Annotated in this window: 18 protein-coding genes and 1 riboswitch; of the genes, 12 read left to right on the top strand and 6 right to left on the bottom strand. The window is 61.3% G+C overall.

Going from position 1 to position 22,260, the window contains the following annotated elements; all coding sequences use genetic code 11:
- Nucleotides 1-26: 26 nt before the first annotated feature.
- Nucleotides 27-1,460, bottom strand: coding sequence for a TolC family outer membrane protein (locus tag ACIGDJ_RS17940; protein WP_101158953.1), 1,434 nt, complete (start codon nt 1,458-1,460; stop codon nt 27-29).
- A 206-nt stretch (nt 1,461-1,666) separates the two neighbouring features.
- A riboswitch (TPP riboswitch) is annotated at nt 1,667-1,772 on the top strand.
- Nucleotides 1,773-1,915: 143 nt separating this feature from the next.
- Between ACIGDJ_RS17940 and thiC the strand changes: the two genes are divergently transcribed.
- On the top strand, nt 1,916-3,805 hold the full coding sequence (gene thiC / locus ACIGDJ_RS17945) for a phosphomethylpyrimidine synthase ThiC (protein ID WP_101158955.1): 1,890 nt from the start codon (nt 1,916-1,918) through the stop codon (nt 3,803-3,805).
- A gap of 140 nt (nt 3,806-3,945) precedes the next feature.
- Nucleotides 3,946-5,238, top strand: coding sequence for a putative hydroxymethylpyrimidine transporter CytX (cytX, locus tag ACIGDJ_RS17950; RefSeq protein ID WP_397479256.1), 1,293 nt, complete (start codon nt 3,946-3,948; stop codon nt 5,236-5,238).
- Here cytX and ACIGDJ_RS17955 read toward each other — a convergent pair.
- Nucleotides 5,207-5,953, bottom strand: coding sequence for an RsiV family protein (locus tag ACIGDJ_RS17955; RefSeq protein WP_312997639.1), 747 nt, complete (start codon nt 5,951-5,953; stop codon nt 5,207-5,209). The genes cytX and ACIGDJ_RS17955 overlap by 32 nt on opposite strands.
- Nucleotides 5,954-6,180: 227 nt before the next feature.
- Between ACIGDJ_RS17955 and ACIGDJ_RS17960 the strand changes: the two genes are divergently transcribed.
- The 9 genes from ACIGDJ_RS17960 to ACIGDJ_RS18000 all read left to right on the top strand — a co-directional run bounded on the left by ACIGDJ_RS17960 (nt 6,181) and on the right by ACIGDJ_RS18000 (nt 15,551).
- On the top strand, nt 6,181-6,798 hold the full coding sequence (locus tag ACIGDJ_RS17960) for an NUDIX domain-containing protein (protein ID WP_024011344.1): 618 nt from the start codon (nt 6,181-6,183) through the stop codon (nt 6,796-6,798).
- A complete protein-coding gene (locus tag ACIGDJ_RS17965) occupies nt 6,789-7,241 on the top strand; it encodes a DUF1249 domain-containing protein (protein ID WP_016771972.1) in 453 nt (150 codons plus the stop codon). Before ACIGDJ_RS17960 ends, ACIGDJ_RS17965 begins: the two co-directional genes overlap by 10 nt.
- A gap of 97 nt (nt 7,242-7,338) precedes the next feature.
- Nucleotides 7,339-8,154 carry a 3',5'-cyclic-AMP phosphodiesterase gene (gene cpdA, locus ACIGDJ_RS17970; protein ID WP_101158958.1) on the top strand — a complete coding sequence of 272 codons (816 nt, stop codon included), beginning with the start codon at nt 7,339-7,341 and terminating at the stop codon, nt 8,152-8,154.
- A 161-nt stretch (nt 8,155-8,315) separates the two neighbouring features.
- Nucleotides 8,316-8,924: a YqiA/YcfP family alpha/beta fold hydrolase gene (locus ACIGDJ_RS17975; RefSeq protein WP_101158960.1), complete on the top strand. Its 609-nt coding sequence runs from the start codon at nt 8,316-8,318 to the stop codon at nt 8,922-8,924.
- 41 nt (nt 8,925-8,965) lie between these two features.
- Nucleotides 8,966-10,873, top strand: coding sequence for a DNA topoisomerase IV subunit B (parE, locus tag ACIGDJ_RS17980; RefSeq protein ID WP_101158962.1), 1,908 nt, complete (start codon nt 8,966-8,968; stop codon nt 10,871-10,873).
- Nucleotides 10,873-11,862, top strand: coding sequence for an esterase-like activity of phytase family protein (locus ACIGDJ_RS17985; protein WP_101158963.1), 990 nt, complete (start codon nt 10,873-10,875; stop codon nt 11,860-11,862). Before parE ends, ACIGDJ_RS17985 begins: the two co-directional genes overlap by 1 nt.
- Nucleotides 11,859-12,383 carry a TIGR02281 family clan AA aspartic protease gene (locus ACIGDJ_RS17990; RefSeq protein WP_071174225.1) on the top strand — a complete coding sequence of 175 codons (525 nt, stop codon included), beginning with the start codon at nt 11,859-11,861 and terminating at the stop codon, nt 12,381-12,383. Before ACIGDJ_RS17985 ends, ACIGDJ_RS17990 begins: the two co-directional genes overlap by 4 nt.
- 7 nt (nt 12,384-12,390) lie before the next feature.
- Nucleotides 12,391-14,655, top strand: a complete 2,265-nt coding sequence (gene parC, locus ACIGDJ_RS17995) for a DNA topoisomerase IV subunit A (protein WP_101158964.1) — start codon at nt 12,391-12,393, stop codon at nt 14,653-14,655.
- Between the two features lie 185 nt (nt 14,656-14,840).
- Nucleotides 14,841-15,551 carry a membrane integrity-associated transporter subunit PqiC gene (locus tag ACIGDJ_RS18000; protein WP_101158966.1) on the top strand — a complete coding sequence of 237 codons (711 nt, stop codon included), beginning with the start codon at nt 14,841-14,843 and terminating at the stop codon, nt 15,549-15,551.
- Between the two features lie 226 nt (nt 15,552-15,777).
- Here the strand turns inward: ACIGDJ_RS18000 and ACIGDJ_RS18005 are convergent, their stop codons facing one another.
- Nucleotides 15,778-17,289, bottom strand: coding sequence for an AhpA/YtjB family protein (locus ACIGDJ_RS18005; RefSeq protein WP_101158967.1), 1,512 nt, complete (start codon nt 17,287-17,289; stop codon nt 15,778-15,780).
- A 134-nt stretch (nt 17,290-17,423) separates the two neighbouring features.
- Between ACIGDJ_RS18005 and serB the strand changes: the two genes are divergently transcribed.
- Nucleotides 17,424-18,638 carry a phosphoserine phosphatase SerB gene (gene serB / locus ACIGDJ_RS18010; RefSeq protein WP_041477650.1) on the top strand — a complete coding sequence of 405 codons (1,215 nt, stop codon included), beginning with the start codon at nt 17,424-17,426 and terminating at the stop codon, nt 18,636-18,638.
- 105 nt (nt 18,639-18,743) lie between these two features.
- On the opposite strand, the gene ACIGDJ_RS18015 is transcribed toward serB, so the two are convergent.
- From ACIGDJ_RS18015 to rhdA, 3 genes are all read right to left on the bottom strand, one after another.
- Nucleotides 18,744-20,492: a molecular chaperone gene (locus ACIGDJ_RS18015; protein WP_397479257.1), complete on the bottom strand. Its 1,749-nt coding sequence runs from the start codon at nt 20,490-20,492 to the stop codon at nt 18,744-18,746.
- A gap of 66 nt (nt 20,493-20,558) precedes the next feature.
- Complete coding sequence (gene asd, locus ACIGDJ_RS18020; RefSeq protein WP_397479258.1) at nt 20,559-21,419, bottom strand: archaetidylserine decarboxylase; 861 nt, start codon at nt 21,417-21,419, stop codon at nt 20,559-20,561.
- On the bottom strand, nt 21,416-22,252 hold the full coding sequence (gene rhdA / locus ACIGDJ_RS18025; protein WP_397479259.1) for a thiosulfate sulfurtransferase: 837 nt from the start codon (nt 22,250-22,252) through the stop codon (nt 21,416-21,418). The genes asd and rhdA overlap by 4 nt, the downstream gene beginning before the upstream one ends.
- Nucleotides 22,253-22,260: the final 8 nt, after the last annotated feature.

Genomic DNA, 22,260 nt, shown 5'->3' on the forward strand with positions numbered 1-22,260 from the left:
AACCCGCATCGCTGCGGGTTTCCATTTCAAGGCCGGGCCTTGAGCTGCGCCTCGGCCGCCGACGCCAGATCCGGTGGCAAGAAATCCTTGTCCGGGTTGTAGTCGGCTTTCAGATAGCGCCGCAGATCTTCCAGATCTCCCGGGTTCAGCGTCCCCGCTGCCTGCTTCAAACGCAGGTTGTCGAGGATGTAGTCGTAGCGGGTGTTGTTGTAGTTGCGCACCGAGGTGTACAGCTGACGCTGGGCGTCGAGCACGTCGACGATGTTGCGTGTGCCGACCTGATAACCGATTTCCGTGGCCTCCACCGCGCTCTGGTTAGAGATGATCGACTGGCGGCGCGCCTGCACCTGCTCGACGTCGGTGTTCACCGCGCGGTGCAGGTTACGGGTATTTTCCACCACTTGCCGGCGCAGGGATTCGCGCTGCTGTTCGCTCTGATCCAGTTGCGCGTAGGACTGACGCACTTGCGAACTGGTCAGCCCGCCGCTGTAGATCGGGATATTCAGTTGCAGGCCCAGGGTGCTCTGTTCGACGTTGCCGCCATAAGGCGCGCCGAACGAGTTGGGGTTGGCGAAGCCGAGGGCGTCGTTGTCGCCTTTCTCGTATTTCGCCACGGCGTCGAGGGTCGGCAAGTGGCCGGCCTTGCGCTGCTTGAGCGTCTGCTCGGCGGAGCTGACCGCGTAGTTGCTGGCGAGCAGGTTGAGGTTCTGCCGCGCCGCGGTGTCGACCCAGGATTTCGCATCGTTGGGCGCCGGCGGCAGGATCGGCAGCGTATGGACGATGCCCTGAATCGAGTTGTACTGACGGTTGGTCAAGGTGATCAACGCCTGGAACGCATCATCGACCTGACGCTGGGCGACGATGCGGTTGGCTCGCGCGGTGTCGTAACTGGCTTGCGATTGCAGAACGTCGGTCTTGTCCGAGAGGCCGACATCGAAGCGCTCGTTGGACTGGTCGAGCTGACGTTTGAACGCCGCTTCTTCAGCCTTGGTCGAGGCCAGATTGTCCTGGCTGCGCAGCACGTTGAAGTAGCTTTCGGCCGATTGCAGGATCAGGTTCTGCTCGGTGGCCGAGAGTTGCAGGGCGGCCTGTTCGTTGACGTCCTTGGCCGCTTGATACTGGAACCAGCGATCGGCGCGGAACAGCGGTTGGGCGAGGGTCGCTTGATAGGAGTGCGCGCTGCGATTGGCAATCGCCGAAGGCTGGTCGATCGAGGTGCGCACGTCGGCGACTTCGGCGCCACCGGACAGGTTCGGCAGCAAGCCGGCGCGGGCCTGCGGCACCACTTCTTTCTGCGCGCCGTACTGGGCGCGGGCGGCGGCCAGATCGGCATTGTTGTCGACCGCTTCCTGATAGACGCTGACCAGATCGGTTTTGGTCGACAAGGGCGCTTCGGCCGCCCAGGCCATTGCGTTGGACGCACAAGACACGGCCACAGCCAGTGAGAGTTTGCGCAGCATGAGGCGATCCCTAGCATTAATATTATGGAAATAATCCGGGCGCCAAAGGTAAGGCGCGGCCTGCACAGCGTCAAGGCGGGGCAGGGCAAGGCGAGTGTAGTTGCGCAAACGCATCACAACAATCGGCCGAGCCCTTGTATTTGTGCCATTGATCATGGCGTTTGCCGCGGTGTTGGCGTTCTTTGCCAGTTGTGTCTAGACTGGCCGGGTTCTTGTCGGGGTGCCTTGCTATGAGGCTGAGATCGAATAATTTCGGATCCCGTTGAACCTGATCAGGTTAGCGCCTGCGTAGGGAACAAGATTTCTCGTCACCCGGCGAGTCCTCTTGTGCTTCGTCCGGGATATTGTTCGACAATCGAACGCTCGACGAATGCACAGCACCGGTCCTGGTGCGTCCGTGCCTTTCAGGTTCTGCTCCGACAATCCACTGCTGGATGCTGTCTGGAGAGCCCGTGATGACAACAAAAGAAAAAAACGCGATCAACCTGAGTGACTCGGCCAAGGTCGACGAGCAATCGGTCAAGCCGTTCACCCGTTCGCAAAAAATCTACGTTCAGGGCTCGCGTCCGGACATCCGTGTGCCGATGCGTGAAATCAGCCTCGACGTGACGCCGACCGACTTCGGCGGCGAGATCAACGCGCCGGTCACCGTCTACGACACCTCCGGCCCGTACACCGATCCGGACGTAGTGATCGATGTGCGCAAAGGCCTGGCCGATGTGCGCTCGGCGTGGATCGATGATCGCGGCGACACTGAGCGCCTTGCCGGTCTGAGCTCCAACTTCGGCCGCGAACGCCTGGCCGACCCGGAGCTGACCAAGCTGCGTTTTGCCCATGTAAACAACCCGCGTCGCGCCAAGGCCGGGCATAACGTCACGCAGATGCACTACGCGCGTCAGGGCATCATCACCCCCGAGATGGAGTTCGTTGCCATCCGCGAAAACATGAAGCTGGAAGTGGCTCGCGCCGCAGGCCTGCTCGATCAACAACATCCCGGCCACAGCTTCGGCGCCAGCGTGCCGAAAATCATCACCCCGGAATTTGTCCGTGACGAGATCGCGCGTGGCCGTGCAATCATCCCGGCCAACATCAACCACACCGAACTGGAACCGATGATCATCGGCCGTAACTTTTTGGTGAAGATCAACGGCAACATCGGCAACAGTGCGCTGGGTTCGTCCATCGAAGAAGAAGTGGCGAAACTGACCTGGGGCATCCGCTGGGGCGCGGACAACATCATGGACTTGTCCACCGGCAAGCACATTCACGAAACCCGCGAATGGATCATCCGCAACTCGCCCGTGCCGATCGGCACCGTGCCGATTTATCAGGCGCTCGAAAAAGTCGGCGGTGTTGCCGAAGACCTGACCTGGGAGTTGTTCCGCGACACGCTGATCGAGCAGGCCGAGCAGGGCGTCGATTACTTCACCATCCACGCCGGCGTACTCCTGCGTTATGTGCCGCTGACCGCCAAACGCGTCACCGGCATCGTTTCCCGTGGCGGTTCGATCATGGCCAAGTGGTGTCTGGCGCATCACAAGGAAAACTTCGCCTACACCCATTTCGAAGAAATCTGCGAAATCATGAAGGCCTACGACGTCAGCTTCTCGCTCGGCGACGGCCTGCGCCCGGGCTCGATTGCCGACGCCAACGACGCCGCGCAATTCGGTGAGCTGGAAACCCTCGGCGAGCTGACCAAGATCGCCTGGAAGCACGACGTGCAAACCATGATCGAAGGCCCCGGCCACGTGCCGATGCAGTTGATCAAAGAGAACATGGACAAGCAGCTTGAGTGCTGCGACGAAGCGCCGTTTTATACCCTCGGCCCACTGACCACCGACATCGCTCCGGGTTATGACCACATCACTTCGGGCATCGGTGCGGCAATGATCGGCTGGTTCGGTTGCGCGATGCTCTGCTACGTGACGCCGAAGGAGCACTTGGGCCTGCCGAACAAGGATGATGTGAAAACCGGGATCATTACTTACAAGATCGCCGCGCATGCAGCGGACCTGGCCAAAGGGCATCCGGGCGCGCAGATTCGCGACAATGCCTTGAGCAAGGCGCGTTTCGAATTTCGTTGGGAAGACCAGTTCAACCTGGGTCTGGATCCGGACACTGCGCGTTCCTACCACGATGAAACCCTGCCGAAAGACTCGGCGAAAGTCGCGCATTTCTGCTCGATGTGCGGGCCGAAATTCTGCTCGATGAAAATCACCCAGGAAGTCCGTGAGTACGCGGCCAACCAGCGCATCGACGCGGTCGATGTGGACGTCGCCAAGGGGCTAGCTGAGCAGGCCGAGCGGTTCAAACAGGAAGGCAGTCAGCTGTACAAGAAAGTTTGACCCCGTACTGATCGTTCCCACGCTCCGCGTGGGAATGCAGCCCGTGACGCTCCGCGTCACTGGACGCGGAGCGTCCCGAGAGGCATTCCCACGCAGAGCGTGGGAACGATCACAACAAATGTCCCTTTGAGATAACACCCTTGAGCATTCAACCCGGCACTTATTCCCCCGATCTGGCCGTACCCGCTGAAAAGCGTGTCTTCGGCGGCCGCGATCTGTTTTCCCTGTGGTTCTCCCTCGGCATCGGCCTGATGGTCCTGCAGACCGGCGCATTGCTCGCGCCGGGGCTGGGCCTGTCCGGTGCGTTGCTGGCGATTTTCCTTGGCACACTGGTGGGCGTGCTGCTGCTGGCTGCGGTCGGCGTGATTGGCAGCGACACCGGCCTGTCATCAATGGCCGCGCTGAAGCTCAGCCTCGGCCGCAAAGGCGCGAGCCTGCCGGCGTTGCTGAACTTGCTGCAACTGATCGGCTGGGGCTCGTTCGAAATCATCGTCATGCGTGATGCCGCCAGCCTGCTCGGCACCCGCGCCTTCAGCGAAGGCTCGCTGTGGGCCAATCCGATCCTGTGGACAGTGTTTTTCGGCGCACTGGCGACCTTGCTGGCAGTGAGCGGCCCGTTAACGTTCGTGCGGCAGGTTCTGCGCAAGTGGGGCATCTGGCTATTGCTCGCGGCGTGCCTGTGGCTGACCTGGAACCTGTTCGCCAAAGCTGATCTCGCCGCGCTGTGGGCGCGCGCCGGTGACGGTTCGATGTCGTTCGCCGTGGGCTTCGACATTGCCATCGCCATGCCGCTGTCGTGGCTGCCACTGATTGCCGATTACTCGCGTTTCGGCAAGCGTGCGAAGAATGTTTTCGGCGGCACGGCGGTGGGTTTCTTCATCGGCAACTTCTGGCTGATGAGCCTCGGCGTCGCTTACACCCTGGCGTTCGCACCCAGCGGCGAAGTCAACGCACTGCTGCTGGCTCTGGCGGGTGCCGGTCTAGGGATTCCGTTGCTGTTGATTCTGTTAGATGAGTCGGAAAACGCTTTTGCCGATATACATTCGGCAGCGGTTTCGAGCGGGATTGTGTTGCGTCTGAACGTCGAGCATCTGGCCTTGGCCATCGGCGTGATCTGCACGCTGATCGCACTGCTGGCGCCGTTGGCGCAGTACCAGAATTTCCTGCTGTTGATCGGCTCGGTGTTTGCGCCGCTGTTCGGCGTGGTGCTGGTCGATCACTTCATTCTGCGCAAGCGCAGTGCTCAGGTCGCGTCAGCCGCATTGCGCTGGCCGGCGTTGCTGGCCTGGCTGGGTGGCGTGAGCACTTACCACTTGCTGGCGAATCTGTATCCGGATGTCGGCGCAACCCTGCCGGCGCTGGTGCTGGCAGGGTTGCTACAGCTGGTGCTGGGCCGGGCCTTCAGTTACGGCCGGGAAACAGCTCAGGCTTGAGAATGCCGTTCAGGCGCGGATAAGGAATCTTCAGTTCGACGTGGCCCAGCGCGTAAGGCGCGATGGTGGTCACGTCGTACTTGAGGATCACGCCGCCGTAAGTCAGCGCCACGTGCGGGGTTTTCACGAACGGCCAGTTCGCGACGAATTCCGCCTCCTGATCGAGCTTGGTGCTGATCAGCCAGCTGTTGTGCGCGACCTGCGCGGCTTTCCAGAACGCCTCTTCCTGACCCGGCAGCAGCATGTCGGACAGGTTCAGCACCTTGTGCTGCTGGCGCGAATAGTTGATGAAACCGCGACCCGGAGTGCCATGGGCGCCGCCGGTGTCGAGGTAGCTCGACAGCTCGATGATCACCAGTCCGTCATGCTGCTCGCGTACTTTCGCTTGCAGGTAGCTGCTGTTGCGCGGGCCGGCGCTGGCCAGGAACTGCTTGCGGTAGGCGGCCAGGGTTGGCGCGACCGGTGCGTTCTTCTCGGTGCGGGTCATTTGCAGCAGACGTTTTTCGATGATGCCGTCCAGTGCCGGCTCATCAGGGAAGCGCAGGGTGTCGATGTTCACCAGCGGGCAATCGGGGTTGGAACAGCCGGGTTTCAACTGTTCCGAGGCGTCGCGGGTGGTTTCCAGCGGCGTGCGATAGTTGGGCTGGAACAGGCTGGCACAGGCGCCCAGAGTCAGGGCAATAGCGGCCACAGAGGCAATTTTGAAAAGCGACATGGGCGTCCTTTCGAAAGCAGGGGAAGGCGAAAAGTTACCGCTTCGACTCTCAACGAAGCAGTCAGTTCGCCACTAAGCTAATTAGAGTGGGTTTCACCGTCACCGTCCATCCCGCTGACGGTAAAGGGGCTGCATCAAACGGTGCGGGCGCGTTAGGATGGCGCGAAGTCGAGGTTGCCGGTAACAGCAAACAATCTCGTAACGGATATGCAGTAAAGAGGATGCTCATGACTGACTTTGCCAACGCCATTCCGACCGCCGTCGATATCGTGCGGCGCGAAAAATGCTACGAGGGCTTCTACAAGCTCGACCGTGTGCACCTGCGTCATGAGTTGTTCGCCGGTGGCATGAGCCGCGAGATCAACCGTGAAATCTTTGTGCGCCACGATGCCGTGTGCGTCTTGCCTTACGATCCGCAGCGCGATGAAGTGGTGCTGATCGAGCAGTTTCGTGTCGGCGCGATGGGCAAGGCCGACAACCCGTGGCTGGTCGAACTGGTCGCCGGTCTGATCGACAAGGACGAGCAACCGGAAGAAGTTGCTCACCGCGAGGCGCAGGAGGAAGCTGGGCTGGACATCAAGGCGTTGTGGCCAATGACCAAGTACTTTCCGTCACCGGGTGGCAGCAACGAATTCGTGCATTTGTATCTGGGGCGTTGCAGCACCGACGGCGTCGGCGGTCTGCACGGGCTGGAAGAAGAGGCCGAAGACATCCGCGTAACGGTCTGGGCATTTGAAGATGCCTTGCAGGCTGTACGTGACGGTCGGATAGCCAACGCGGCGAGCATCATCGCTTTGCAGTGGCTGGCGCTCAACCGCGCCGAAGTGAGGGGGCTATGGTCGTAAACAAGCTGCGCGATCGTTATCGGGTTGACCTCGTGGGGCTGCAAGCCGCCTGCGAGGCCAACTACGCGCGCCTGATGCGACTGCTGCCAGACATGCGCAACGAGCCCGAGGCGCGGCGCATCGCCGTGACCCAGGGCGAACAGATGCTCGGCGTGCTCGCCCTCGAAGTGTTGCAGACCTGCCCGTACACCACGACTTTGCAGGTGCGCCAGGAGCACAGCCTGCCTTGGTTGCCGGTGCCGCAATTGGAAGTGCAGGTCTATCACGACGCGCGCATGGCCGAAGTGGTCAGCGCCGAACATGCACGACGTTTTCGCGGCATCTATCCTTATCCGAACGCCGCCATGCACCAGCCCGATGAAAAGGCCCAGCTCAATGTGTTTCTGGGCGAATGGCTGAGTCACTGCCTGGCGTTGGGGCACGAGTACGAAGTCGTTCGCTAGTTGTGAACTGCGTCCGCTTCGGCGGTTTCCCCTTTGTGTCATCCCCCAGCATAATTGCCGCACCCATCCATTGCGTGCCTAGCCCCGGGAGAGCGCCTTGCCCAGCGTATCGACATTGACCAGCGCCGACCCGGCGCTGCTGGTGCAGTTGTCCGACAGCCACCTGTTCGCCGAAGCGGACGGCAAGTTGCTGGGCATGAAAACCCGCGAGAGCCTGCAGAAGGTCCTCGACCTGGTGTTGGCACAACAGGCGCAGATCGACCTGGTGCTGGCCACCGGTGATATTTCTCAGGACGGCACGCTGCAGTCCTATCAGGCATTCCGCCAACTGAGCGCGCAGATCGCCGCGCCGGCACGCTGGATCCCCGGCAATCACGACGAGCCGATGATCATGGCCGAGGCGGCGGTGCAGAGCACGTTGCTCGAGCCGGTAGTCGATATCGGCAATTGGCGGGTGACGATGCTCGATTCGGCGGTGCCGGGTTCGGTGCCCGGGTATCTGCAGGATGATCAGTTGCAGTTGCTGGCGCGGTCGTTGAGCGAAGCGCCGGAGCGCCATCATCTGGTGTGCCTGCATCATCATCCGGTGTCGATTGGCTGTGCGTGGATGGAGCCGATCGGCCTGCGTAACCCTGAAGCGTTTTTTGAAGTGCTGGATCGCTTTCCGCAGGTTCGCGCGGTGTTGTGGGGGCACGTGCATCAGGAGCTTGATCGCGAGCGCCACGGCGTACGCTTGATGGCATCGCCGTCGACATGCATTCAGTTCGAACCGCAGAGTGTGGATTTCAAGGTGGGCGAGCAGGCGCCGGGGTATCGATGGCTGCGGCTGATGCCGGACGGGCGGCTGGAAACCGGGGTGGAAAGAGTCACTGACTTCGAGTTCACAGTCGACTACGGCTCCAACGGTTATTGATAATCCCTGTAGGAGCTGCCGAAGGCTGCGATCTTTTGATCTTAAAAACAGAATCAAAAGATCGCAGCCTTCGGCAGCTCCTACAGGTGCATTTGTATGGCCCATCCATCGCTGACTCCCTGTAAACTCCGCTATCTTTCGCCGACAGCCAGGGAGCTCAAATGTCCGGTTCGATCCTCTATATCCACGGTTTCAACAGCGCGCCGGCCTCAAAGAAGGCCTGTCAGCTGGTCGCGGTCATGGAGCGGCTGGGGTTGAGCGAGCAATTGCGCGTGCCGGCGCTGCATCATCATCCTCGCGAAGCCATCGGTCAGCTCGAGCAGGCAATCGCCGAGCTGGGCCGGCCGTTGCTGGTGGGAAGCTCGCTCGGCGGCTACTATGCGACTCACCTGGCCGAGCGCCATGGCCTGAAAGCCCTGCTGGTCAATCCGGCGGTCAGCCCGCACCGGATGTTCGATGGTTATCTAGGCACGCAGAAAAACCTCTACACCGATGAAACCTGGGAACTGACTCACGACCACGTCACGGCGCTGGCCGAGCTGGAAGTGCCACCACCGCAGGATCCAAAGCGTTATCAGGTCTGGTTGCAAACCGGCGACGAAACGCTGGATTATCGCCTCGCCCAACAGTATTACCGCGCCTGTGCCTTGCGCATTCAGGCTGGCGGCGACCACAGTTTTCAGGGCTTTGCCGGGCAATTGCCGGCGTTGCTGAGTTTTGCCGGCATGGCTGCCGATATGTATCAGGCAATCGATTTCACCACGCTGTGAAGTCTTGCCCCTCTTTCATGAATGACTGACGACGAGACCTTATGGCCACTCCCAGCGCTAGTTCTTATAACGCCGACGCCATCGAAGTCCTCTCGGGCCTCGACCCGGTGCGCAAACGCCCCGGCATGTACACCGACACCAGTCGGCCGAACCACCTCGCCCAGGAAGTCATCGACAACAGCGTCGACGAAGCCCTGGCCGGCCACGCCAGATCGGTGCAGGTCATCCTGCACGCCGACCATTCGCTGGAAGTCAGCGACGACGGCCGTGGCATGCCGGTAGACATTCACCCGGAAGAGGGTGTGTCCGGCGTCGAACTGATCCTTACCAAGCTGCACGCGGGCGGCAAGTTTTCCAACAAGAACTACCAGTTCTCCGGCGGTTTGCACGGCGTGGGTATTTCCGTGGTCAACGCGCTGTCGACCGAAGTGCGCGTGCGGGTCAAACGTGACGGCAACGAATACCAGATGACCTTCAAGGATGGCTTCAAGGCCTCCGAGCTGGAAATCGTCGGCACCGTCGGCAAGCGCAACACCGGTACCAGCGTGTACTTCGCGCCGGACCCGAAATACTTCGATTCACCGAAATTCTCCATCAGCCGCCTCAAGCATGTGCTCAAGGCCAAGGCTGTGTTGTGCCCGGGCTTGTTGGTCAGCTTCGAAGACAAAGGCACCGGCGAGAAGGTCGAGTGGCATTACGAAGACGGCCTGCGCTCGTATCTGGTTGACGCGGTCAGCGAGTTCGAACGCCTGCCGGACGAGCCGTTCTGCGGCGCCTTCGCCGGTAATAAAGAAGCGGTCGACTGGGCACTGCTGTGGCTGCCGGAAGGTGGCGACGCGGTGCAGGAAAGCTACGTCAACCTGATCCCGACCGCGCAGGGCGGCACTCACGTCAACGGTTTGCGTCAGGGCCTGCTTGATGCCATGCGCGAATTCTGCGAATTCCGCAGCCTGCTGCCGCGCGGCGTGAAGCTGGCGCCGGAAGACGTCTGGGAGCGCATCGCTTTCGTCCTGTCGATGAAAATGCAGGAACCGCAATTCTCCGGTCAGACCAAAGAACGTCTGTCATCGCGTGAAGCGGCGGCGTTTGTCTCCGGTGTGGTCAAGGATGCGTTCAGCCTGTGGCTCAATGCCAACCCGGAGACCGGTCTGGCCCTGGCCGAGCTGGCTATCAATAACGCCGGCCGTCGTCTCAAGGCGAGCAAGAAAGTCGAGCGCAAACGCGTCACCCAAGGCCCGGCATTGCCGGGCAAACTGGCTGACTGCGCCGGGCAGGACCCGATGCGCTCCGAGCTGTTCCTGGTCGAGGGTGACTCCGCCGGCGGCTCGGCCAAGCAAGCGCGGGACAAGGAATTCCAGGCGATCCTGCCGTTACGCGGCAAGATCCTCAACACTTGGGAAGTCGATGGCAGCGAAGTGCTCGCCAGCCAGGAAGTGCACAACATCGCCGTGGCCATCGGCGTCGATCCGGGCGCGGCGGACATGAGCCAGCTGCGCTACGGCAAGATCTGCATCCTCGCCGACGCCGACTCCGACGGTCTGCACATCGCCACGCTGCTGTGCGCACTGTTCGTCCAGCACTTCCGTCCGCTGGTGGATGCCGGTCACGTCTACGTGGCGATGCCGCCGCTGTATCGCATCGACCTCGGCAAAGAGATCTACTACGCCCTCGACGAAGCCGAGCGCGACGGTATTCTCGATCGCCTGGTGGCCGAGAAAAAACGCGGCAAGCCGCAGGTCACCCGATTCAAGGGTCTGGGCGAAATGAACCCGCCGCAACTGCGCGAAACCACCATGGACCCGAACACCCGGCGTCTGGTGCAGTTGACGCTGGGCGAAGACTTCGCCGAAACCTCGGAAATGATGGACATGCTGCTGGCGAAGAAACGCGCCGGCGACCGCAAATCCTGGCTGGAATCCAAAGGCAACCTCGCCGAGGTGCTGGCCTGATGCAGTTTGGCTGGGCCCTGGCGGGTGCGTTGCTGCTGAGTGCGCTGAGCGTGTCGGCCGAGCCGCTGCAACAATTGCGGCTGCTTTCCGAACACCCGGTCGAAGGCATGCGCGGCGGCAACCTGTCGGGGCTGGCCATGTGCGGCAATGAGCTGTGGACGGTTTCCGATCGCGATGACGAGCAGATCTACCGCCTCGATACCCGCGATCCGGTCTGGCAGGCGCAAACCGTGCACATCGACGTACCGCCCGTGCCCGAGAGCGGCTTGCCGTGGGGCTTGAGTTCGCGCACATGGGCGGCGTCGTTCATTCGCGGCGGCGATCTGGATTTCGAAGGCATCAGTTGCGACAGCGCTGGCAATCGCTACATCGTCAGTGAGGCCCATGCGGCGGTGTTGCAGGTGCCGGTCAGTGGCCCGCCGAACTGGCTGAAGATCTCGCCGCTGCTGGTTCGCGAAGCGCGGGCGAGCGGCATGCTGCTGAAGTTCAATTCGATCTTCGAGGGCTTGGCAATCAACCCGGCGGGCGATCAGATGTGGCTGGCCGCCGAACGGCAGAAGCGCGGCCTGCTGCTGATCAAGCGCCAGCAGACGGTGTGGGATTGCGACGGTCGCTGCGTGCTGCTCAGTGAGGGCGGCAAAGAGATGCAGCCAGCGCAGTTTCCGAAGGCGAAAGCGGTTCATCGCGACTTTTCCGACATTTCGTTGTTCAACGGCAAGCTGTTCACCCTTGAACGCAACGCTTTCGAGATTTGTCGTCGCGATGCGCAGACGGCCAAAGTCGAGCTTTGCTGGTCGTATGCCAGCGAGCTGTTGCAAGACAATCGCCGTTACGCGCAGAACTATGGACTGGAAGAAGCGCTGATCATTGATGCCGAGGGTGCCTGGATCGGCGTCGACAACAATTTCGGCCCGCGTGCCGACGGTGAAGTCCGTCCGGTGGTCTGGCGCTTTGCCGCACCGGACGGTGGCTGGAGCGCCGGGCCATGAGCCAGCAACCGCCGGGCAAACGTGCCGGTCGGGTGTTGATGATCCTCGCCTGGTGCGCGGCGCTGTTTCTCGCGACGCGGTTTTTCGGTCAGTGGGAGCAGCGCCAGCAGAATCCGAACATCGTGGTTACGTCGGAGCAGGGCGAAGGGTTTATCGAGGTGAAACTGGCGAGCAATGCCCAGGGGCATTTTGTCGCCAGCGGCCAGATCAACGGCGAACCGGTGGAGTTCATGCTCGACACCGGCGCGACCGATGTGGCGATACCGGCGGATCTGGCCAAGCGTTTGAAGCTGCAAGAAGGTTTCGGCGTGACCCTGAGCACGGCCAATGGCCTGAGCCAGGGCTACCGAACAAAGATTGCCCGTCTGCAACTGGGCGACATTGTTTTGCGTGACGTTCGCGCACTGGTGGCGCCGGGGCTGCATGGCGATCAGGTGCTGCTCGGCATGAGCGCCCTGAACAAACTTGAATTTACCCAGCGCGGTGGCACCATGCTGCTGCGCCAGACAACGAACCGATGAGGCCCGCATGAGCGACTCCCTTGATCTCAGCCTGGACGGTGTAGAACGCCGCTCGCTGGCTGACTTCACCGAAAATGCCTACCTCAACTACTCCATGTACGTGATCATGGACCGCGCCTTGCCACATATTGGCGACGGCCTGAAACCGGTACAGCGGCGTATTGTCTACGCCATGAGCGAACTGGGGCTGGACGCCGATTCCAAGCACAAGAAATCGGCGCGTACCGTCGGTGACGTGCTCGGCAAGTTCCACCCGCACGGCGACTCGGCGTGCTACGAAGCGATGGTGCTGATGGCGCAGCCGTTCAGCTATCGCTACACGCTGGTCGATGGCCAGGGCAACTGGGGTGCGCCGGACGATCCGAAGTCTTTTGCCGCCATGCGTTACACCGAAGCGCGTTTGTCGCGTTATTCCGAAGTGCTGCTCAGCGAACTGGGCCAGGGCACTGCCGACTGGGGCCCGAACTTCGACGGCACCCTGCAGGAGCCGCTGGTGTTGCCGGCGCGATTGCCGAACATTCTGCTCAATGGCACCACCGGTATTGCCGTGGGCATGGCTACCGACGTGCCACCGCACAACCTGCGCGAGGTCGCCACCGCTTGCGTGCGCCTGCTCGATGAGCCGAAAGCCACGGTCGAGCAGCTCTGCGAGCATATTCAAGGGCCGGATTATCCGACCGAAGCGGAAATCATCACGCCGCGTGCCGACCTGCTGAAAATGTACGAAACCGGCAAGGGCTCGGTGCGCATGCGCGCCGTGTACCATGTCGAGGATGGCGACATCATCGTCACCGCGCTGCCGCATCAGGTCTCCGGGGCCAAGGTGCTGGAGCAGATCGCCGCGCTGATGCAGGCCAAACCGTCGAAAGCGCCGCAGATCGCTGATCTGCGCGACGAATCCGACCACGAAAACCCGTGCCGCATCGTGATCATCCCGGTCAACAGCCGCGTCGATCATGAAGCGCTGATGCAGCATCTGTTCGCCAGCACCGAGCTGGAGTCGACCTACCGGGTCAACGTCAACATCATCGGTCTGGACGGCAAGCCACAGCTGAAAAACCTCCGTGCGCTGCTGGTCGAATGGCTGGAATTCCGCGTTCAGACCGTGCGTCGTCGCCTGCAATTTCGCCTCGACAAGGTCGAGCGTCGCCTGCACCTGTTGGACGGTTTGCTGATCGCCTACCTCAATCTGGATGAAGTGATCCACATCATCCGCACCGAGGAGCACCCGAAAGCCAAACTGATCGAGCGTTTCGCCCTCAGCGAGATTCAGGCCGACTACATTCTCGACACCCGCCTGCGTCAGTTGGCGCGACTGGAAGAGATGAAGCTGCGCGACGAGCAGGACGAGCTGCTCAAGGAGCAAGCCAGGCTGCAGGCCCTGCTGGGCAGCGAAGCGAAGTTGAAGAAACTGGTGCGCACCGAGCTGCTTAAAGACGCCGAAACCTACGGCGACGACCGTCGCTCGCCAATCGTCGAGCGCGCTGAAGCCAAGGCGCTGACCGAGCACGACCTGCTGCCGAACGAAAAGGTTACCGTAGTGCTGTCGGAAAAAGGCTGGGTGCGTTCGGCCAAGGGCCATGACATCGACGCTACTGGCTTGTCGTACAAGGCCGGCGATGGCTTCAAGACCTCGGCGGCGGGGCGCTCCAACCAGTTTGCCGTGTTCATCGACTCCACCGGCCGCAGTTATTCGGTCGCCGCGCATACCTTGCCGTCGGCCCGTGGCCAGGGCGAACCCTTGACCGGCCGTCTGACGCCGCCACCGGGCGCCTCGTTCGAATGCGTGCTGATGCCCGAAGACGATGCGCTGTACGTGATTGCCTCCGATGCCGGTTACGGCTTCGTGGTCAAAGGCGAAGACCTGCAAGCGAAGAACAAGGCCGGCAAAGCGCTGTTGAGCTTGCCGAACAACGCCAAGGTCATCGCGCCGCGCCCTGTGGCCGATCGTGAGCTCAACTGGCTGGCCTCGGTCACGACCGAAGGTCGCCTGCTGATCTTCAAAATCAGCGATCTGCCACAATTGGGTAAGGGCAAAGGCAACAAGATCATCGGTATTTCCGGTGAACGCGTCGCCAGCCGCGAGGAATACGTGACGGACATTGCCGTCTTGCCGGAGGGCGCCACCCTTGTATTGCAGGCCGGAAAGCGCACCCTGTCACTGAAGGCCGACGACCTCGAACACTACAAAGGTGAGCGTGGTCGTCGCGGAAATAAACTTCCGCGGGGCTTTCAGCGGGTCGATGCGCTGCTCGTCGAAAACCTCAATTAGACGAGAACGCCTTCCTAGAGCGCTCGATCTGCGATTAAACACGTAGATCGACGCTTTGGCGCTGGAGTCGGAACGCATATTCACGGATGATATGGCCTTTCAAGCGCCGGCGTGGCCGAGCGTTCTTCATATTTATTGAGTATTTTCACTGTGGTCAGCCTTGTGGCGGCCACCTGGACGGGATGATGACTGCGCTACGCCCCCTTATTTTGTTGCTCGCCGGCGTTCTTGGCCTGGCGGGTTGCAGCGTTCACCAGCCGGTGTCGCTGTACCAACTGGACAGCGGAAGTCCGGTTCAGCCTGCGCAAAGCGCGGGCATGGCGGTTTTGCTGGGGCCGGTAGTGGTTGCCGATTACCTTCAGCGTGAAACCCTGCTGCAACGTCAACCGGACGGCAGCCTGCAAGCGGCGACCGACGGTCGTTGGGCCGGCAGCCTTTCGTCGGATATCGATCAATTGCTGATGCGTCAGGTCGCCGGTCACCTCGACAGCCAGCGTGTGGTGCTGGCGCCCGCTACCGCCGGGTTCACTCCGGATGTGCAGGTGCTGCTGACCATCACCCGTCTGGATTCCGGAGCGAAACAACCGGCGATTCTCGATGCGCAATGGCGCTTGATCGATCGCCGCGGCAAGGTGCGCGATAACCGCATCATTCATCTGCAGGAATTGCACGCCGGCAGCACCGCTTCGCAAGTGCAGGCACAGGGAATGCTGCTGCAGCGTCTGGCCGAGCAGTTGTCGGTCGCGCTCAAGCCGTTGGCCAATCAGCCTCCTGTGGCTGAGGCTCCGCGTAAACGGGACGCCAAACCGGCAGCACCGGCGGCCGAAGCCGAGAAACAACCGAAGATTCCGATGGCCTCGCCGATTCGTACGGACATGGAAGTGTTCCGCTTCTAAGTCTGGAACGAGTCAGAACAGAGCCCGCCTTGTGCGGGCTTTGTTGTGTCTGGGGCACAGATTATTCGTCGTCAGCGCTGACTCCTTCGCGAGCAGGTTCGCTCCAGAGTCTGCACGCTGCCGATCAAATGTGGGAGCGAGCTTGCTCGCGAAGGGGGCCGTACAGGCAATAAAAAGCCCGCAGACAATTACTCGTCTGCGGGCTTTTGCGTATCGGGCCTAAGCCTTACGCCCGGCGCTCATGCATCCGCGCCAATTGCCGCTCCAGCATCGATGGATAAGGCTCCATCAACCGCTCCACACAGCAGGCGCCCTCGGGGCTGGCGATCGGCCGGATCCGCGCACGTTGGCGAATCAGCGCGTCATCACTGATCTTGCGCTCGACCAGCAGCAGATTGCGGCTGTGCTGCGACAAGGCCAGTGCATCCTGAGCCGAATCGGTCAGCAGCAGGTCGATCTGGCTCAAACCAAACAACTCATCGCCCAGTGTCAGGCCCAGCTGCAATTGCAGGGTGATGCCGCTGTCCGCGACTTCGATCTGCAACTGGTGACCGAGTGCGCGCAGCAGTTCGCCGCAGCAGATGGCATTGGTCAGGTAATCGTCGCCGCAGTCTTCGGTGTGGAACAGCAACAGCGTGCTGCCATCGTTGAGGGTTTCGATTTCGCCCTGATACAGCGAAGCGGCCTGCTCGAGGCAGTCGCGATAGCGTTCCTGCAATTCTTCCAGGCGTGCGCGAGGCAAACGTCGCAGTTGCTCTTGCGAGCCGAGTTGCACGGCCAGTACGGCGGTGTGCTGTGGCACGTCAGGAGTCGGTTTGCGCGTGAGCGGTTGTGCGGCGTCGTTGAGCGATTCGTCGCGAAGGTCGGCGAAGGCGTCATCGTCATCATCGTCTTCGACGGTGCTGACCAAGTGGCGCGGTGCCGGTTTCTTCGCGGCCAGCGGGCGGCTTTCGTCGAAGCTTGGATCGCGCAGGTTACGCACCTCGAATTCCGGTTCGTCTTCTTCCTCGACAAATTCCGGCTCGGGTTCAGGTTCAGGCTCAGGTTCCGGGGCGTAGCTGGCGTGCAGCTGGCGCGCCAGATCGCCGATTTCATCCTGACGATCAATGCCCGGGGTGTGCGCGTCGATGCGGCGCAGCCATACACGCAATTGCAGCAACGGCGTCGACAGATAGCGGCCCATGCGCAGGCTCAGAGCCAGCGACAGTGCCAGCAGAATCGCGCTCAGAATGCCCATGCTTTGCAGGCTGATGGTCATAGGCTGCTGGAACTGATCCATGTCCAGGCTGATGCGCAGTTGCCCGGCCGTCACGTCCTGGAAAGTGATCTTGCTCTCGTACATGCCCTCGGCTTCGCCCAGCAGGCTGTGCTTGGGACGCTGACCGGACTCGGCGAGGATGCGGTTGTCCACGCTGTAGATCGCCGCGTGGGCGACCAGTTTGTTCTTGGTCAGGTTGTTGAGCAGCACGTTGAGGCTGAGGATGTCGTTGGACACCAGCAGCTCGGTGGCGGAGGTGGCGGTCTGCGTCGTCAGGCTTTCGCCCAGCGCATCGGCCTGCTCGTGCATGGCCTGCTTGAATTGCAGCCCCATCACCCCGGCATAGATCACCAGGGCCAGAGCGACCAGGATCACGTTGTGGCTGGCAATGCGCAATGCAATCGGTACACGGCGATGGCGCAGTGCACGGAAGATCAGCAGGAAGAAGTTATCGGTTTTGACTGGCGTGGGCCGGTTCACTTGAGCTCGGCTCTTTGTCCGTGAAGTTGACGCGCAGTATAGCGACAGGCCCCAGACCGGCAAAGCGCTCGCGGTGCCCGATGGTCACTGAAAGTGGGTAGAATGCGGTTTTTTTCCAGTTGCGGGGGTGCGCGTTGCGCGAAATCGTCCTGATTAACATCACGGGAGTCGACCGTCCGGGTCTGACGGCGGCCATCACCGGTGTTCTGGCACAAGGTGGTGTGAACATTCTCGACATCGGTCAGGCGGTGATCCACGACACCCTGTCGTTCGGCATCCTGGTTGAAATTCCCGATTCCGAACAAGGCAAGTCGGTGCTCAAGGACATCCTGTTCAAGGGTTACGAACTGGATCAGCAAGTGCGTTTCACCCCGGTGTCCGAAGAGGATTATCAGCAGTGGGTGGGCAATCAGGGCAAGAAACGCCATATCGTCACCCTGCTGACGCGCAAAGTCACCGCCGGCCAATTGCAAGCTGTCAGCGCGATTACCGCTAAATATGGCCTGAATATTGACCATATCGACCGTCTGTCAGGGCGCATGCCGCTGGACACGCCGGCCGACAAGGGCAAGGGCTGCATCGAGTTTTCCGTGCGCGGCGAAGCGGCCGATCCGCAGGCCTTGCGCGCCGAATTCCTCAGCGTTGCCCAGGAATTGAACGTCGATATCGCCTTCCAGGAAGATTCGCTGTTCCGTCGCAACCGGCGTCTGGCCGTGTTCGACATGGACTCGACGCTGATCGAAGCGGAAGTCATCGATGAGCTGGCCAAGGCGGCCGGCGTGGGTGATCGAGTGTCTGAAATCACCGAGCGCGCCATGGCCGGCGAACTGGATTTCCGCGCCAGCTTCAAGGAGCGTCTGGCGCTGCTCAAGGGTCTCGACGTCAGCGTGCTCGACTCGATCGGCGCTTCGCTGCGCCTGACCGAAGGCGCTGAAACCCTGTTCGCCGAGCTCAAGCGCCTGGGCTACAAAACCGCGATTCTGTCCGGCGGCTTCACTTATTTCGCCAAGCAACTGCAAGCCAGGCTCGGTATCGACTACGTGTTTGCCAACGAGCTGGAAGTGGTCGACGGCAAATGCACCGGCGTGGCGATCGAGCCGATTGTCGATGCACAGCGCAAGGCTGACTTGCTCAAGGAGCTGGCGCACAAGGAAGGTCTGCGCCTGGAACAGACCATTGCCGTTGGCGACGGTGCCAATGATCTGCCGATGCTGGCGATCGCCGGGCTGGGCGTGGCGTTCCGCGCCAAGCCGTTGGTCAAGCAGTCGGCGAAGCAGGCGATTTCCACCCTTGGGCTGGATGGTGTGCTGTATCTGCTGGGCTTCCGGGATCGTGACGGGCAGTTGTAACTGACAAAGCACAAAGATCGTCCGAACGCGGCCCGAACCTTCGGCAGCTCCTACAGGGAAATGCATTCCAAATGTAGGAGCTGCCGAAGGCAGCGATCTTTTGCTTTAAAGCGAATTCCACAACGAATCGAAATCCTCTTCACCCCCGCCATTCTGCGCAGGATCCAGCGAGCGATAGGCGAACTGGTTGAAACTGTGCGTACTCGCCACCCGCCGATCCAGCCCGGCGCGGTGTTCCTCGCCCTGGGTGTTGATCAACACCTTGTTGCCTTCCTGAAACGGCAGGCGCGGCGCAAGCACGGTGGCCGGCACATCGATCGCACTGATTTCCGGCAACAGCAAACCGCGCAAATACTGGCTGTGATCATCTTTCGTTCGGACCAGTTGCAAGCCGCACGGCTGCGCGTGTGGCGCGACCAGTTCAATGCCCATCTGTGTGCCGCTGCCGCGCACCTGGCGGATCCAGCGAATCACCGCAATGCTCCAGCCTTTGCCCTCGCTGTCCTGAATGCCGAGCATTTCCCCGGCCTGCAACTCCGCCGCTACTTCGCTGGGCCAGGCCAGGCAATAACCGCCGGGACTATGGTTGATCACCGGCAAGGCGTAAGTCGGATAGTTCGGCGCGTTGCCGGGGCCTTCCTCTTCGCTCAACTGGTCGTACTGGATTTCCTCGTACGGCAACAGCTCATCGTTACTTTGCGGGGCAGCGTCGAACGCCTGACTCCAGCTGTCCTTTTCGCCGCTGGCCACCACGCTGCTGAAATTCGCCGCGCGGGCCCCGGGATGTTTGAGCAGTTCGCTGAAGGTGCGCTCGCCGCCGAGGTGGAAGTGCAGGGCGCTCATGCCGACGCACACAGTCAATGTGCCTTGACCGGCGATACGCTGAAAGCTGCGTTCCGCCGCTTGGCCCCAAGTAGCGTGCAGATGTTGCAGGGTGTCGACGCTGAGGCCGGCGGAAACGGGCAGTGGGGTCGAGGTGGACTGGTGCAGCAGGTGCGTTTCGAGCTGTTTGACCAGCGGGTGTGGATCGAAGCCCTGCAGCCCGTTCTGTTGCTCGCTGCGAAACATCTTGCGGTAGCGCGGGCCGACATCGAGTCCCGGGCTGATGGCGAACAAACCGTCGTCGGCGCTGCCGGGATGCAGCTTGAGCAGGGCGCTCCACGGCTCGATCACCTCGGCCAGCCGGGCAATCTGGCTTTGACGCAATTGATTGCAACGGGCGCTGCCCAATAGCACTGCGGCGATGTAGGTCTGTTCGACGCTTAATTCGCTGGTCAAAAAGGCTAGATCATCGCGCAGCCGCCGTTGTTGCAACTGCAATTGCGCAGCGCTGCGATACAACTGATGCAATTCAAACCACACGTGTTCCGGCGGTGAACTGTACAACTGCGTGGCGCGCACCAGTTGCGCCTTGAGGGCATGCGCCGCGCGTTGCAATGCGGTGCTGACCAACGTCGCGCGGTCCTTGCTGTATTTGGGCAGGATGCGCAGAACGATCTGTTTATAGCCGATGGCCAACTGACCTTGCAGCGCCTGACACAGGTTGCTGACCCTGCGCGAGCGCTCGTCGAGCATGATCGCCTGATGGAGAAAGTGCCGTTCCAGATGCTGGCAGACGAAATACACCTCGGGCCGCAGCAGTTCCAAGAGTTGCAGGCGATTGTCGCTGGGGGTGAGCAACAGGTTCAGTTCGCCGAGGCCTTGATAGAGCAGGCGGGCGGTTTCGCCGATGTTGGCCTTGGGCAGGCCGGCGATCCAGCGCTTGAGATCACGCGGGCTGGCGTCGCAGAACGACAGGCGCGTTTGCGTGGGAGTCGGAGCGCGCAGCTTGGGAGAAAAGTTGGTCTGGCTCATGAGCAAAACCATAGCAGCAAATGTCGCAGTTTGCGGAAGCAGCGTCGGCTGCTTCCGCGAACAGGGTCACGCTTTTGGTAGTGCCAGGCCTTGGCCCATCTGCACTGGCGAACCGGCCACCAGCTCTTCGGCCCACTTCACCTGGTCCGGGCCAAACAGCACGATCGCCGTTGAACCGAGCTTGAAGCGTCCCAGTTCAGCGCCTTTTTCCAAGTGAATCGGTGCGCGTGCGGCTTCGTCGTAGCGGAAGGTTTTCAGCTCACGCTTCGGTGGGGTCACCAAGCCGGCCCACACGATTTCAATCGAAGCGACAATCATCGCGCCAACCAGCACCACGGCCATCGGCCCGCGTTCTGTATCGAAAATGCACGCCACGCGCTCGTTGCGGGCGAACAGCTCCGGGACGTTTTCGGCAGTGGTCTGGTTCACCGAAAAAATACGGCCCGGGATGTAGACCATTTCGCGCAGGGTGCCGGCCAGCGGCATGTGCACGCGGTGGTAATCCTTCGGCGACAGGTAAATGGTGGCGAAGTCGCCGCCCATGAACGGCGCCGCGTTGGCTGCATCACCGCCGAGCAATTCGAGCACGCTGAAGCTGTGGCCCTTGGCCTGGAACACCCGACCATGTTCGATCGGGCCAAGCTGGCTGACCGCACCGTCGGCCGGGCTGAGGATTGCGCCCGGGGTTTCGTCCAGCGGCCGCGCGCCGTCTTTCAGGGCGCGAGTGAAAAACGCGTTGAAGTGCTCGTAAGCGGTCAGGTCTTCGACCAGTGCCTGGGACATGTCCACTTGATAACGTTTGGCGAACCACTGGGTGAAAGCATTCTTGAACCAGCGCACTCGGCACTCGGCAATGCAGCCAGCCAGACGCGACAGCAGGTGATGCGGCAGCAGGTACTGGCTGAGGATAAACAGACGCTCTTTCATTGATTTTCCTTGGAAGCTTGAATCTCGACAGGCGTGTCGGGGTGGTTGCCCCATTCGCCCCAGGAACCGGCGTAGCCCTTGACCCGCGGATAACCGAGGGATTTGGCCACCAGATAAGTGAAGCCCGACCGGTGATGGGTCTGGCAGTGGGTAATGATTTCTTTGTCCTTGGTGATCCCGAGGTTTTCGAGGATCTGCGGCATGTCGCTGCGGATACGCAGCTGACGCGTCTGGTCCATGCCGGCGGTCCATTCGAAATTGACCGCGCCGGGGATGTGGCCGCCCTTGGCTGCAAGGACTTTCTCGCCGGAGTATTCCAGCGGCCCGCGCGCGTCCCAGATCGCCAGATCGGCGGCGCCGAGACGGCTTTGCAGGTATTCGCGGGTGGCGGTCGGTCCATCGTGCAGGGTCAGCGAAACCGGGCCACCGACCGCGGCGGGCACCTGAATCGACATGGGCATACCGTCCGCCAGCCAGGCCGGCAGGCCACCATCTATATAGTGGTATTTATTGTGGCCGATGACATCGAGCAGCCAGATGAACCGTCCGGCCCAACCGCCGCCTTCATCGTCATACACCACGTAGACCGCGTCTTTGCGATGACCGAGCTCGCCGAACAATGCTTCCAGATCGGCCTTCGCCGGCATCAGCCCGGGCGCCGGCGGCTGGCCGAGCTGGGTGCGTTTCGGGTCGACAAAACGTGCGCCGGGCAAGTGACCTTCGGCATACCGGGCAGGGCTGGTCAGATCTACCAGAATCAGTTCCGGGGACTCCAGACGCGGCAGCAGGTCGCTCGGCTCAATGACGAGCGGCAAGCCAGAGAAGTCAGACATGTGAGGTC

The organism is Pseudomonas sp. NPDC079367 (assembly GCF_044542195.1).
GTDB lineage: Bacteria > Pseudomonadota > Gammaproteobacteria > Pseudomonadales > Pseudomonadaceae > Aquipseudomonas.